13 protein-coding genes are annotated in these 12,755 nt (G+C 62.8%); 4 read left to right on the top strand and 9 right to left on the bottom strand.

The features are described 5' to 3' along the window. Window position 1: 1 nt before the first annotated feature. From KUW17_RS17420 to hmgA, 3 genes are all read right to left on the bottom strand, one after another. Window positions 2-952 (bottom strand): MBL fold metallo-hydrolase, encoded by a 951-nt coding sequence (locus tag KUW17_RS17420; RefSeq protein ID WP_222481442.1) that lies wholly within the window; start codon window positions 950-952, stop codon window positions 2-4. Between the two features lie 11 nt (window positions 953-963). Then, window positions 964-2,220 carry a fumarylacetoacetase gene (gene fahA, locus KUW17_RS17425; protein ID WP_222481443.1) on the bottom strand — a complete coding sequence of 419 codons (1,257 nt, stop codon included), beginning with the start codon at window positions 2,218-2,220 and terminating at the stop codon, window positions 964-966. 105 nt (window positions 2,221-2,325) lie between these two features. Then, the gene (hmgA, locus tag KUW17_RS17430) at window positions 2,326-3,681 is read right to left on the bottom strand and encodes a homogentisate 1,2-dioxygenase (RefSeq protein ID WP_222481445.1); all 1,356 of its coding nucleotides are present in this window, start codon (window positions 3,679-3,681) and stop codon (window positions 2,326-2,328) included. Between the two features lie 71 nt (window positions 3,682-3,752). Between hmgA and KUW17_RS17435 the strand changes: the two genes are divergently transcribed. Together KUW17_RS17435 and KUW17_RS17440 are read left to right on the top strand one after the other, a co-directional pair. Then, window positions 3,753-4,193: a MarR family winged helix-turn-helix transcriptional regulator gene (locus tag KUW17_RS17435; protein ID WP_222481447.1), complete on the top strand. Its 441-nt coding sequence runs from the start codon at window positions 3,753-3,755 to the stop codon at window positions 4,191-4,193. A gap of 51 nt (window positions 4,194-4,244) precedes the next feature. Then, on the top strand, window positions 4,245-5,477 hold the full coding sequence (locus tag KUW17_RS17440) for an adenylate/guanylate cyclase domain-containing protein (RefSeq protein WP_222481449.1): 1,233 nt from the start codon (window positions 4,245-4,247) through the stop codon (window positions 5,475-5,477). A gap of 18 nt (window positions 5,478-5,495) precedes the next feature. On the opposite strand, the gene KUW17_RS17445 is transcribed toward KUW17_RS17440, so the two are convergent. The 4 genes from KUW17_RS17445 to rplS form a co-directional block, all read right to left on the bottom strand. After that, complete coding sequence (locus tag KUW17_RS17445; protein WP_222481451.1) at window positions 5,496-6,305, bottom strand: division plane positioning ATPase MipZ; 810 nt, start codon at window positions 6,303-6,305, stop codon at window positions 5,496-5,498. 110 nt (window positions 6,306-6,415) lie between these two features. Next, window positions 6,416-8,482: a DEAD/DEAH box helicase gene (locus KUW17_RS17450; protein WP_222481453.1), complete on the bottom strand. Its 2,067-nt coding sequence runs from the start codon at window positions 8,480-8,482 to the stop codon at window positions 6,416-6,418. Between the two features lie 114 nt (window positions 8,483-8,596). Further along, window positions 8,597-8,818, bottom strand: coding sequence for a 50S ribosomal protein L31 (gene rpmE / locus KUW17_RS17455; protein WP_058286449.1), 222 nt, complete (start codon window positions 8,816-8,818; stop codon window positions 8,597-8,599). A gap of 11 nt (window positions 8,819-8,829) precedes the next feature. After that, complete coding sequence (gene rplS, locus KUW17_RS17460; RefSeq protein WP_019296661.1) at window positions 8,830-9,204, bottom strand: 50S ribosomal protein L19; 375 nt, start codon at window positions 9,202-9,204, stop codon at window positions 8,830-8,832. Between the two features lie 360 nt (window positions 9,205-9,564). Between rplS and KUW17_RS17465 the strand changes: the two genes are divergently transcribed. Then, window positions 9,565-10,350, top strand: a complete 786-nt coding sequence (locus tag KUW17_RS17465; RefSeq protein WP_261397261.1) for a mechanosensitive ion channel family protein — start codon at window positions 9,565-9,567, stop codon at window positions 10,348-10,350. A gap of 53 nt (window positions 10,351-10,403) precedes the next feature. Here KUW17_RS17465 and KUW17_RS17470 read toward each other — a convergent pair whose 3' ends face one another. Next, the gene (locus tag KUW17_RS17470) at window positions 10,404-10,739 is read right to left on the bottom strand and encodes a YegP family protein (RefSeq protein WP_222481455.1); all 336 of its coding nucleotides are present in this window, start codon (window positions 10,737-10,739) and stop codon (window positions 10,404-10,406) included. Between the two features lie 107 nt (window positions 10,740-10,846). Further along, a complete protein-coding gene (gene trmD, locus KUW17_RS17475) occupies window positions 10,847-11,653 on the bottom strand; it encodes a tRNA (guanosine(37)-N1)-methyltransferase TrmD (RefSeq protein WP_222481458.1) in 807 nt (268 codons plus the stop codon). 107 nt (window positions 11,654-11,760) lie between these two features. On the opposite strand from trmD, the gene KUW17_RS17480 reads away from it, so the two are divergent. Beyond that, a complete protein-coding gene (locus KUW17_RS17480; protein WP_261397263.1) occupies window positions 11,761-12,753 on the top strand; it encodes an aminoglycoside phosphotransferase family protein in 993 nt (330 codons plus the stop codon). Window positions 12,754-12,755: the final 2 nt, after the last annotated feature.

A 12,755-nucleotide genomic window follows, 5' to 3' on the forward strand; every position in this document is an offset into this window, starting at 1 on the left:
ATCAGCCCTGCAGGGCCTCCCACATCTCCAGATCGCGCTGGGCGGTCCAGATCCGGGGGGTGTCGATGCCGCGCGCTTCGTCATAGGCGCGGGCAACGTTGAAAGGCAGGCAATGCTCGTAGATCGCATAGTCTGCAAACTTCGGGTCGCATTCGGCGCGCACCGCGTCCCAGGCCTCTTTCAGGGTGCCGTTGCGGGCCGCGACTTTGGCGGCCGGGCGGTAGGTGCTTTCGACGAAATCGCGGGTGTTCTCGATGGCGGCGTTGACCATTTCCTTGCCCACCAGCGCATCGCCGCGGCCCGGCGCGATGGCGTCCACGTCATAGGCCCTGATGTTGTCCAGCGTCCGGCCCCAGTCGCTGAAATGCCCGTCGCCGCAGTAGCAGGCAGAGTGGTATTCGACGATGTCGCCGGTGAACATCACGTTCTGATCGGGCACGTGAATCACGGCATCGCCGGCGGTATGGGCGCGGCCCACGTGCTTGATGTCGACGCGGCGGTTGCCCAGGTAGACCGTCATCGAGTCGCTGAAGGTGGTGGTCGGCCAGGTCAGCCCGGGGATGCTTTCATGGCCTTCGAAAAGGCGCGGGAAGCGCTGGAACTCGCTGTCCCAGTCTTCCTGGCCGCGCTCGACGACCATCGCCCGCGCCTTGTCGGACATGATGATGTTCTGCGCGCCGAAGGCGGAGGCACCCAGCACCCGCACCGCGTGGTAGTGGGTCAGCACCACGTGGGTGATCGGCTTGTCGGTCACGGACCGGACGCATTCGATCACCTTGTTCGCCAGCCGCGGGGTGGCCTGCGCCTCGACGATCATCACGCTGTCATCGCCGATGATAACGCCGGAATTCGGGTCGCCCTCGGCGGTGAAGGCATAAAGCCCTTCGCCGATCTCATCAAAGGTGATCTTCTTTTCGGTCAGGTCCCCTTGGGACGCAAAAGCTTTTGCCATGGTGGTCTTCCTTATCTTGCGTAGGGGTTTTCAAGCGCGGGCAGGACGGTGCCGGTGCAATCGCCGAACCCGATTGTGTAGCCATCGCCCTTGGCCGCGCCCTTCAGGGTCAGCGTGTCGCCATCGGCGATAAAGGAGCGCTCCTCGCCGGTATCCAGCGTCAGCGGCTCCTTGCCGCCCCAGCTTAGTTCCAGCAGCGAGCCGCGGCTTTCCTTCACCGGGCCGGAAATGGTGCCGGAGCCCAGAAGGTCGCCTGCGTTCATCGGGCAGCCCGAAGTGGTGTGATGCGCCAGCTGCTGCGCGGCGGAGTAGTACATTTCCCTGTAGTTGGTCCGCGCGATGGTTGTGGCCTCTTTGCCTTCCGGCGCCAGAGTCACTTCGAGGTCGATGTCATAGAGCATCGGACCGCAGTCCTTCAGGTGGTCCAGCAGCTCGACCTCGCGTTCCGGCGTGTCGCAGCGGAACGGCTCCAGCGCCGGCTTGGTCACGATCCAGGGAGAGATCGTGTTGGCCGTGGCCTTGGCCTGGAACGGGCCCAGCGGCTGGTATTCCCAGGCCTGGATGTCGCGTGCGGACCAGTCGTTCAGCAGCACGTAGCCAAAGATGTTGTCGTCCGCTTCCTGAACAGTGATGGGACCATCGGAGGGTGTGCCCACGATGGCGCCCATTTCCAGCTCGATATCGAACCGTGCGCAGGGCGCCCACCGCGGCTTGTCGTCGTTCGGGCCCTTCAGCTGGCCCCAGGGACGGCGCACATCGGTGCCGGACACCACCACAGAGGACGCGCGGCCGTTATAGCCGATCGGGATATGCAGCCAGTTCGGCGGCAGCGCGTTTTCGGGGCCGCGGAACATGGTGCCGACGTTAAAGGCATGGTTTTTGCCGGCGTAGAAGTCGGTGTATTCGCTGACGGCAAAGGGCATGTGCAGTTCGGCATCCGCGGCGGCAACCAGCAGAGGCTCCACCTTCTCCTGCTCGGCAGCGCCCTCGGACAGCAGCGCAGTCAGGCGGTCGCGCAGCGCGGCCCAGACGGCCGGGCCTTCCTCCATAAGGTCGTTCCAATAGGGCACGTCGAACAGCGGCGCATCGCCCAGCTGGACCAGCCCGGCTTCTTCGGCGGCCTGCATGTCCAGGATCATGTCGCCGATGGCGACACCGCAGCGCGGATCGTCTCCCTCAACGGAAAACACGCCATAAGGCAGGTTGTTCAGCGGGAACGGGTGGTTCGCATCATTGGCCGAGGCCACCCAGGATTTCAGCAGAGGCATAGTGTCTCCAGTTTCCGGATCCGAAGATCCTTTTCATCTTTCCGGAAAGACTCCGGGGGTGAATGGGCCGGACCGGCCCAGAGGGGGCAGCGCCCCCTCACCGTTTCATTTCAGGCCGGGCGTGCCGTCGAACTTCTTCTCGATGTCGCTCCAGCAGTCGATGTAATCATCCTGCAGCGGCGCGTCCTTTGCTGCAAATGCGGTCAGATGCTGCGGGAAGCGGGTCTCGAACATGAAGGACATGGTGTTGTCCAGCTTTTCCGGGCCGAGATTGGAGTTCGACGCCCCCTCAAAGGCGTTCTTGTCCGGCCCGTGCGGCAGCATCATGTTGTGGAGGGACATGCCGCCCGGCACGAAACCTTGCGGCTTGGCGTCATACTGGCCGTAGATATTGCCCATCAGCTCCGACATGATGTTCTTGTGGTACCACGGCGGGCGGAAGGTGTTCTCGGCCACCATCCAGCGCTCGCGGAACAGCACAAAGTCGATGTTGGCGGTGCCCGGCACGCCCGACGGTGCGGTCAGCACGGTAAAGATCGACGGGTCCGGATGGTCGAACAGGATCGCTCCGACCGGGCAATAGGTGGTCAGGTCGTATTTGTAGGGCGCGTAGTTGCCGTGCCAGGCGACCACATCCAGCGGCGAGTGGCCGATCTTGGTCTTATGGAACTGGCCGCACCATTTAATGGTCACGGTCGAAGGCGTCTCGCGGTCCTCGAACGCCGCCACCGGCGCCTTGAAGTCGCGCGGGTTGGCCATGCAGTTGGCGCCGATCGGGCCGCGGCCCGGCAGTTCGAACTTCTGGCCGTAGTTCTCGCAGACAAAACCGCGGCAGGGGCCTTCCAGCACCTCGACCCGGTACACCAGCCCGCGCGGGATGATGGCGATCTCCTGCGGTGCCAGGTCGATGATGCCCAGCTCGGTTGCAAACCGCAGCCGGCCTTCCTGCGGCACCACCAGCAGCTCGGAATCGGCGGAGAAGAAATAGCTGTCCACCATCGACTCGGTGACCAGGTAGATGTGGCTTGCCATGCCGACCTGGGTATTCACGTCGCCTGCGGTGGTCATGGTGCGCATGCCGGTGAGCCAGGTCAGCCCCTCATCGCTATGCGGCACCGGGTCCCAGCGGTACTGGCCCAGAGAGATCACGTCGGGATCGACGCAGGGCGCCGATTTCCAATGCGGCAGGTCGATCTTCTCATAGCGGTGCGAGTGCTTGACCGACGGGCGGATGCGGTAGCACCAGGTCCGCTCCGGCACATCGGCGGTGAAGGCGGTACCGCTCAGCTGTTCGCCGTAAAGGCCATAGTTGCACTTCTGCGGGCTGTTCATGCCTTGCGGCAGCGCACCGGGCAGCGCCTCGGTCTCAAAGTCGTTTGCAAAGCCGGGCATATAGCCCTCGTGCGGCCCCTGAAGAGAGGGGGCCTGGATCATTTTATGGGGATCGGCTGGCCGATTCATCGCGCGTTTCTCCTCTTGCTGCTTGCGGAATATTAGTTGTTTTTGTAACTAACAAGGGAGAGGGGACAAAAATGAACGAAAAAGATGATTTCGCTTTGCAGGATTTCCTGCCCTACCTGCTGAACCGCGCCGCCGAGGAAAGCTCGCTGGGGTTTCAGAAACACTATAAGAACCGCTATGGCATGCTGCGCACCGAGTGGCGGGTGCTGTTCCATCTGGGCAACTACGGCCAGATGACAGCCAAGGAGATCGGCGCCCGCGCCAAGATCCACAAGACCAAGATCAGCCGCGCCGTGGCTAAACTGGCAGAGAAGCGTTTCGTAACCCGCACCCGCGATGAAAACGACCGCCGCTCAGAGCATCTGGCGCTGACGCCCGCCGGGGAAGCGGCCTACAAGGACCTGCGGGAGCACGCGCTGGAGTTCGACACCCGGATCTGCGCCCGGTTCACCACCGGCGAGGTTGCAATTTTGCGGTATATGCTGCGCAATTTAGCAGGGATCGAACCATAGACATTGTGCAGCCCAGTCCCCAGATAAAGCAGCGGGATTGAAGGTAATGCGATGATACAGATTGATGTCAATTCAGGGCCGTTGATTGCCTGGCTGATGGAGCAGGGCCTGCACGGGGCGCCGCAGCAGGATCTTTTGCAGGGATATTGCCAGCGCCTAGTGGATGCAGGGGTGCCGCTGTGGCGGTTCCATCTGGCCCAGCGGGCCTTTCACCCGAAGTTCGGCGGTATCGGCTTCAACTGGACCCGGGCTGACGGCATCAGTCACGAGCATTACGAATACCGCGAATCCCCGCGCGAGGAATGGCTGCGCAGCCCGTTCTTCCACATTCTCGAACATAATCTGGAAGAGTTCCGTGAGCGGCTGGAAGACGGCGCACCGGAGCAGTTCCCCTTGCTGCCGGAACTGCGTGAGCGCGGGGCGACCGACTACTTCGCCAAGGGAGTGCGTTTTGCACCGCCGGATGACAAGCCCAACGATCCGCGCCATCCCAGCGAGGGGATGCTGGTCTCCTGGGCTTCCGACCGCCCCGGCGGGTTCTCCAGCCGTGAACTTGACCTGATCCGCACCACCCTGCCGCACCTGGGGCTGGCGCTGAAATCCTCCTCCAACCGGCAGATGGCCAGTGACCTGCTGCAGGTCTATCTGGGCCGCGATGCCGGCCGCCGGGTGCTGTCCGGTGAAATTCAGCGCGGCTCTTCGCAGCAAATCGGCGCGGTGATCTGCCTGTTCGACCTCAAAGGATTCACCCAGCTGTCCGAGAAACTGCCCGGGACTGAGCTGATCGAGATGCTGAACGGCTATTTCGGCTTGGCGGTGGAAACCATCCAGGCGCATGGCGGCAATATCCTCAAGTTCATGGGGGATGGCATGCTGACCATGTTCAATCTGGGCAGCATCGAGGAAGACGCCCACGCAGCGCTGGCTGCCGCCAACGAACTGTGCGGCAAGGTGCGCGCCTATAACACTGAACGTGAAGAACAGGGCCTGCCGACTGCCGGCTTCACCTTGGCGCTGCATGCAGGCGACATTCTCTATGGCAATATCGGGGCGGAGAACCGGCTGGATTTCACTGTGATCGGTCAGGCGGTGAACCAGACCGCCCGGATTGCCGGCATGCACCGCTCTGTCGGCCAGAACATCATCATGTCCGAAGACGTGAAAACCGCGGCCCGGGGCACCAATCATGACCTGGTGTCCCTGGGCCGCTACATGCTGCGCGGCGTGGCAGAGCCGATAGAGCTCTACACGATCTACCGCGGCAACTGCGGCTGCGACAGCTGACCTGCTGCCGGGGCGGGGTCAGATGCTGACCTCGACCCCCGGCAGATTCACCTCTTTCATCATGTCGCGCAGTTCCTGCCGCGCGGCGATGTTGGAGATGTTCAGCTGCTTGACGCCAATGTCCTTGAGATCCAGCAGCGTCAGCCCGCGCGGGAACAGCTCGCGGAAGATCACCCGTTCCGAAAAGCCGGGGGCGACGCGGAAGCCGATCCGTTTGGACAGCATCTTGATGGCGCGTTCCATCTTTTCCTTGTTGACCATGCGCTGAGTGCCGACCCGGTTGCGGATCACGATCCAGTCGATCGGCTTCAATCCCGCCTGCGCCCGCAGCTGGCGGGCATTCCAGACCATCTCGGAGTAGACCGACGGCCCGGTGATGGTCTCACCCTTCTGGTCCACATGTGCCAGCAGATCGAAGTCAACAAAGCTGTCATTCAGCGGCGTGATCAGCGTGTCCGCCAGCGAATGCGCCACCTGGCTGAGGCGCGTGTGCGAGCCGGGGCAGTCGATCAGGATGAAATCATGGCCCGGCTCCAGCGCCGAAACCGCCGCAGACAGGCGGTGGTCATAGATGTTTTCGCCCGGCTGCAGGCTGGCCGGATCGATCTCCGGCAGCTCGTGGATTTCCACCATCGGTAATTCGAGGCCGGATTTGGCGCAGAATTCCTTGCGGTTCTCAAGGTAACGCCCCATCGAGCGCTGCCGCAGGTCCAGATCCAGCGCCGCTACCTTATGGCCCAGCCGGGCCAGGGTGGTTGCGACGTGCATGGAAACAGTCGATTTGCCCGCGCCGCCCTTCTCGTTGCCGACGACAATGATATGCGCCATGTACAGGTCCCTTCGCTCGTGCTTTCTTGCACGTCTTTCGCTTTGGGCCCTGTATAGGCTCTGGATTCCGCCAAGAAAAGCGGCGTGCGCAGGCTGGTAAACTTAGTGTATCACCTGTGTTTTGCAGGACCCGCCGGCTTGCGCTTGGGGCGGGCGTCGCCGCCCTTGCCGCCCTTTGCGGTCAGCGCCGCTGCTGCGCGCGCCTTGTTCTTCTTGCTGTTGGGCTTGCCGACCGGCGGTTTGGGGCCTTTCGCCTTGAACGGCTTGGCCGCGGGCGCGCCGGGCCGGGTCATGCGTTTGGACGGATCCGATGCGCCTTTGGGCTTGGCGGTCACAGCCGGTTTGGGCTTGCTGGGGCGGGTGTCGCTGCGCGGCTCGCGGCGCTCTTCCCGGGCGGGTTTGTCCTTCCACTCCTTGCGCGGAGGACGGCTGTCCTCGGTGCGCTCGGATTTGGCGCGATAAGGCTTGGGGCTTTCTTCTTTGGCGCGGTAGGGCTTCGGGCCGTCGTCCTTGCCGCGGTGCGGCCTGGGCTTGCGGTCGCCTTTGAAGCCGCCTTTCGGCCCACCGGGTCCGCGGCGCGGCGCAGGGGCCAGTTCCGGCGCTTCAGCCAGCTGCGTCAGCACCGCACCCGGCTCCAGCTCTGTCTTGCCGTCCAGCGCTTTTAGGAAGCCCTCAACGGCGCCTTCGCTGATTTCGGCAAAGGTTTCGTTGTCCTGCACCCGGATCGCGCCGATGGCGTCGCGGTCGATATTGCCGGCCTTGCACAGCATCGGCAGCACCTTGCGCGGATCGGCACCGGCCTCGCGGCCGCCGGACAGGGAGAACCAGACGGAGGGCCCGAAGGCTTTGCGTTCCTTACGTTCCTTGCGCGGCTCCGGGGTGTCCGCCGGGCGCAGGTCTTCTGGTGCCGAGTGGCGGCTGCGGAACAGCCGCAGATAGGTTGCGGCAATCTGTTCGGGCGTAAACGCGTCCAGCAGGGTCTGAACGCCTGCCTGTTCGTTTTCGGCAACCGGCTCATGCCAGACGGGATCGGCCAGCATGCGCTCTTCGTCACGCGCCAGCACGTCATCGGCAGACGGGGCTTCGCAATGCTCGGCGGTCAGCTTGGCCCATTTCAGCAGACGCAACGCCTTGGAACGTGCCTTTGGCGGCGCGATCAGCGCGCTGACGCCCTTGCGGCCCGCGCGGCCGGTGCGGCCGGAACGGTGCAGCAGGGTTTCATGGTTCGAGGGCAGCTCCGCATGGACCACCAGTTCCAGCCCTGGCAGGTCAATGCCGCGGGCCGCCACATCGGTGGCCACGCAGACCCGTGCGCGCCCGTCGCGCATCGCCTGCAGCGCGTGGCTGCGTTCGGTTTGGCTCAGCTCACCGGACAGTGTCACCACCGGCAGGCCGCGGTTGGTCAGGCGCGCAGCCAGACGGTTCACGGCAGCGCGGGTGTTGGCAAAGACGATGGAGCTCGGCGCCTCATAGTAGCGCAGCACGTTGATGATGGCGTTTTCCGCGTCTGCTTGCGCCACGCTCATCAGGCGGTACTCGATATCCGCGTGCTGCTTGGTCTCGCCCGCGGTCTTGATCCGCATCGCATCGCGCTGGAAGGTCTCGGCCAGGCTGGCGATTGCCGGCGGCACGGTGGCAGAGAACAGCAGGGTGCGGCGGTCTTCGGGCGCTTCACCCAGAATGAATTCCAGATCTTCGCGGAAGCCGAGGTCCAGCATCTCGTCGGCCTCGTCCAGCACCACGCCGCGCACCTGGCTGAGGTCAATGGAGCCGCGCGCGATGTGGTCGCGCAGACGGCCCGGAGTGGCCGCCACGATATGGGCGCCGCGTTCCAGGGTCCGGCGCTCATCACGCATGTCCATGCCGCCGACGCAGGAGGCAATCCGTGCACCCGCGCCGCGGTAGAGCCAGCCCAGTTCGTGTTTCACCTGCAGCGCCAGTTCGCGGGTCGGGGCGATCACCAGCGCCAGCGGCGCCGCGGCCTCGCCGAACGCTTCCTCTTCACCCAGCAGATCCTGGGCCAAAGCCAGGCCAAAACCGACGGTCTTGCCCGATCCGGTCTGTGCAGACACCAGCAGGTCGCGCCCTTCCACGTCGGGCTGGGTCACAGCCTCCTGCACTTGGGTCAGGGTTTCATATCCGCGCTCTTGCAGTGCGTTGGCCAGGGCTTGTTTCACGAGGGGGCTGTCTTTCCCGCGGGGCGCGCATCCGGCCCCAGCGTCAGAAGAAAAAGAAAGAAGGCTGCCCGTCCGGGGCAGCCTTCGGGAGTTCTGCAAAATACGGCAGGCGGCTTAGAAGCCCAGGCCTTCGTATTTTTTCTTGAACTTGGACACGCGGCCGCCGGCGTCCAGCAGGCGCGAGGTGCCGCCGGTCCAGGCCGGGTGCACGGTCGGGTCGATGTCCAGGGCCAGCTGATCACCCTCGGAGCCCCAGGTGGAGCGCATCTTGAGGATGGTGCCGTCGGTCATTTTGACGTCGATGAAGTGGTAATCGGGATGGGTGTCTTTTTTCATGATACCGCTCCTCAGGCTTTCTTGGGCTTGTAGTTCGCATCTTCTGCGATACGGGCCGACTTACCGCGGCGGGCGCGCAGGTAGTACAGCTTGGCGCGGCGGACACGGCCGCGGCGCACCACTTCGATCGAGTCGATGTTGGTCGAGAACAGCGGGAACACACGCTCCACGCCTTCGCCGAACGAAATCTTGCGGACGGTGAACGAACCGGCAATGCCCGAGCCGTTCTTGCGGCTGATGCAAACGCCTTCGTACATCTGCACGCGCGAACGCGAGCCTTCGGTCACCTTGTAGCCGACACGGATGGTGTCACCGGCTTTGAAGTCGGGGATCTCTTTCCCCAGGGCGGCGATCTGTTCCGCCTCCAGCTGTGCGATCAGGTCCATCGCAACTCTCCTAATTTGCCTGCGGTTCACTCCGCAGAGGTTTGTGCCGTCATGAGAGCTCCTGGTCTTCACCGGGTCCCGCCAAAGGCAGCCCGCCAGAGATCACGCCGTCTGTTCCTTGCTGCTGGCAGGCAGATCCCGGGGAAAACCGAAGAAGATTTTCAGGTGGAGTGATCCAACAGCCAGCGGCCCGGAGCCGCAAATGCGAATCCAGACCGGCGGACGTATAGGCCGGAATGCCTCGCCGATCAAGCAAAAGAAGCGGCAGAAAAGCCCAGGGGCAGGGGCCTCGCGTGCGGATGCCGGGAACTTGCAGGGCCGCCGCGCGTTTTGCAAGAGCGGAGTTCCGGAGTATGGCAGATGGATCAAGTGGGCAGTGCTGATTGCCGGTGTCATGCTGGCAATAACCGTTGTTGCCCAATCCATCACGCCTGCGGATCTGTTCGCGGGTCTGGGATCGGTTCCATTGCCATCGGTTTTGCGTTCAAGGACATACTGCAAAACTTGCTGGCGGGCATCCTGATCCTGCTGCGGCAGCCATTTTCGGTCGGCGACCAGGTCGTTTCGGGCGGCCATGAGGGGACCGTTGAACGGATCGAAACGCGGGCGACCCTGATCAAGACCTGCGATGGCCGCCATGTGGTCATTACCAATTCGGACATCTACACCGACGCGGTTACGGTCAATACGGCGTTTGAACAGCGCCGCTCCCAATATGACGTGCAGATCGGCTGCAGTGACAGCTGGGATGATGCGAAAGAAATCATGCTGAAGGCAGCGAAATCTTGCGAGGGGGTGCTGGATGATCCGGAACCGGAGGCGCTGCCGTGGTCCATTGCGGACAGCGGCAACAATTTCCGGCTGCGCTGGTGGACAAAATCAGACCGGGCAAGCGTTGTGCACACATTCTCTCGGGTGGTCGAGACCGTTTACAAGGAGCTGGACAGAAACGGAATCGACATGCCCTATCCGACCCAGGTGGTGCTGTTTCACGATCAGACCGAGGAAACCGATGGCGACCGCAGTCGGCACCGCGAAGGATGGCCTGCGCGGCCGGACGGATCCAACCCGAAGCCGCGCCGGATTACGGATGCGCTGGCAGAGCGGCAACCGGACGGTGAGAACCTTGGTGGGAAGAAGGCCTGATCACGCCCCTTTGCAAGCAGCCTGCAGGGCCTTCGCTTCCCTGACCTGAACGCTTAGCCGGTCTGGTCGTCCAGCGCCGCTTCCGGAGCGTTCTTCTTGACCGACTCGATGCCGCCATCGCGGCCGGAAGCGCTGGCATAGCTTTGCGAGGTGCCAATCACCTGGCCGTTGGCGGCCTTGAGGTTGAACATATGTTTGCCGGAAGAGGTCTCTTTGCGCTCATAGCGCGCATCGTCGCCAGCATGCTTGCGCACGGACTCGATGCCGTTCTCGGCGCTGGACTTCTGCTTGTAGCCTTCGCTTGCCAGAATGTTCTCGCCGTTGCCTGCCTTCAGGCGGAAGCGGAATTCGCCTGCATTGTCGGTGTAGAGTTCAAATTTCCCAGCCACCCTGCTGTCTCCTGTCATTTAACTTATGCAGGAGGAGTAAAACACGGGTTCGGCATTGCGGCAACGGCTTCCGGCCGGGGAAAAGCCAGCCAGCCGCGTCACTTGAGTCAGTCTTTGCTGCTATCCTTGGAGCGGCAGTAGGCTTCCCACAGGTCCGGGCGGCGGACCTTGGTGATCTCTTCGCTCATCTCGTGCCGCCACTCGGCGATCTTGCCGTGATGGCCGGACATCAGCACTTCCGGGATTTCCCGGCCCTTCCACTCGGCAGGGCGGGTGTATTGCGGGTGCTCCAAGAGGCCCGAGGAAAAGCTCTCCTCCTCGGTCGAGGCCTGGTTGCCCAGCACCCCGGGGATCAGCCGGACGGTGGCATCGATAAGCGCCTGCGCTGCCAGCTCGCCGCCGGTCATCACGAAATCCCCCAGCGAGACTTCCTGGATGCCGTAATGCTCGAGCACCCGCTCATCGACACCTTCGAACCGCCCGCACAAGAGGGTGATTCCATCGCACCGGGCAAAGGTTTGCATCATCTGCTGGTTCATCGGCCGCCCGCGCGGGGTCAGGTAGACCAGCGGCCAGTTGCCGCGGGTGCCCGCCATCGTGTGTTCGATCGCCTCGCCCAGCACATCAGCGCGCAGTACCATGCCCGCACCGCCGCCGGCGGGCGTGTCATCCACGTTGCGGTGCTTGCCAGCGCCAAACGCGCGCAGATCGGTGGTCTCCAGCTGCCAAAGCCCCTCCTGCAACGCCTTGCCTGTCAGGCTTTCACCCAGCACGCCGGGAAACGCATCCGGGAACAGCGTGATGATCTTGGCCTTCCACACGCCGGCCAGATCCGGCGTCGGGGTCATCAGCTCACGCGGCTTCAGGGTCGGGCGGATGGCCTTGCGGCCATGGGATTTGCTTGGTGCTGTCATAATGATGCTGTTTAGTTCAGTCAGAATTTCACGCAATACAAAGCTTGGGTGTTTGGATGAATTCAGAAAGGCCGCCTGCAGCAGCCAGCGGCGATGCGTATGCTGCAATGAACTTGGTGCAGGCCCGCACTCAGGCTCTGTGGCCGCGTATTGCTTCTGAAACCGGTTTGCCCGAAACTCGGGCCGTATTTCGCAGGATGCAGGTCAACCGCCGGCTGGAGCATCGACGCTGTGTGTTGGAAGTCGGAATTGAAGACGGGCGAAAGTTTGTCCTGCGGGCTGATTTCGAGGATACAAATCCACTTCGGCTGAACAGATTCGTCGACCGCCAACAAAGGGCGGCAGCCAGCCTGAAGCCGGTGCCGGGCGTGTCTTCTCCGGCGGTATTGTGGCGGGACCCTGACCGGCCTTTTGTCCTGATGGAATTTGTACCGGGCGATACGGCTTTCCGTGAGCTGGCATTGACGGACTGCGGGTTGGGCGCCAGGAGCCAGGTTCTTCAGCGGATTGGGAATGCTGTGGCTGAATTTCATAAGGTGTCCGGCGTAGGTGACAGGCAATTTTGGCCGAAACCGTTTTTGACTAAGGTTTCAAACCGGGCGCAAGCCGTGCGTGAGGGGCGATTGCCGATACCCAAGCCCAACAGGTTCTTGGGGCTTTGCGCCCACTTGCACAGGACGGGACGGCGGGCGCGCGGGCACGCTTTCCGCGGCGCTCTGGAGCACGGGGATTTGCATCTGCGCAATATCCTGATGTCGGATGCAGGGATCTGCTTTATCGACTTTTCAAACCATGATGGCGTTTTTCCGCAGCGCGACATAGCCGACATATGGCTGTCAAATTGCCCTGATCATTTGGCTTCGGACGGGCGCACGCCTGGATTCGGACTGGTTGCTCAAGCGGATTGGGAGGCTTTTGAAGAGGGCTACGGTGAAGAGCTGGTGAATGACCCCATTTTTCAGTTCTTCTTCGCTTGGCGCCTGTTCAGGCTTTGGAGCAGCCTGGGGCGCAAGCCGCCAGAACAGCACTTAAAGACCGCACGGGTGGCCGCGTCGGCTGTCAGGGTTCTGGATGCGCTGCTGGCAGATGAGGCTGGCTGACC

It is taken from the genome of Leisingera aquaemixtae (assembly GCF_019801145.1).
Taxonomy (GTDB): domain Bacteria; phylum Pseudomonadota; class Alphaproteobacteria; order Rhodobacterales; family Rhodobacteraceae; genus Leisingera; species Leisingera aquaemixtae_A.

Excerpts from the sequence above, each read along its gene's own strand:
- KUW17_RS17420 (WP_222481442.1), bottom strand. The coding sequence starts at position 952 with ATGGCAAAAGCTTTTGCGTCCCAAGGGGACCTGACCGAAAAGAAGATC.
- fahA (WP_222481443.1), bottom strand. The coding sequence starts at position 2,220 with ATGCCTCTGCTGAAATCCTGGGTGGCCTCGGCCAATGATGCGAACCAC.
- hmgA (WP_222481445.1), bottom strand. The coding sequence starts at position 3,681 with ATGAATCGGCCAGCCGATCCCCATAAAATGATCCAGGCCCCCTCTCTT.
- KUW17_RS17435 (WP_222481447.1), top strand. The coding sequence starts at position 3,753 with ATGAACGAAAAAGATGATTTCGCTTTGCAGGATTTCCTGCCCTACCTG.
- KUW17_RS17440 (WP_222481449.1), top strand. The coding sequence starts at position 4,245 with ATGATACAGATTGATGTCAATTCAGGGCCGTTGATTGCCTGGCTGATG.
- KUW17_RS17445 (WP_222481451.1), bottom strand. The coding sequence starts at position 6,305 with ATGGCGCATATCATTGTCGTCGGCAACGAGAAGGGCGGCGCGGGCAAA.
- rpmE (WP_058286449.1), bottom strand. The coding sequence starts at position 8,818 with ATGAAAAAAGACACCCATCCCGATTACCACTTCATCGACGTCAAAATG.
- rplS (WP_019296661.1), bottom strand. The coding sequence starts at position 9,204 with ATGGACCTGATCGCACAGCTGGAGGCGGAACAGATCGCCGCCCTGGGG.
- KUW17_RS17465 (WP_261397261.1), top strand. The coding sequence starts at position 9,565 with ATGGATCAAGTGGGCAGTGCTGATTGCCGGTGTCATGCTGGCAATAAC.
- trmD (WP_222481458.1), bottom strand. The coding sequence starts at position 11,653 with ATGACAGCACCAAGCAAATCCCATGGCCGCAAGGCCATCCGCCCGACC.
- KUW17_RS17480 (WP_261397263.1), top strand. The coding sequence starts at position 11,761 with ATGAACTTGGTGCAGGCCCGCACTCAGGCTCTGTGGCCGCGTATTGCT.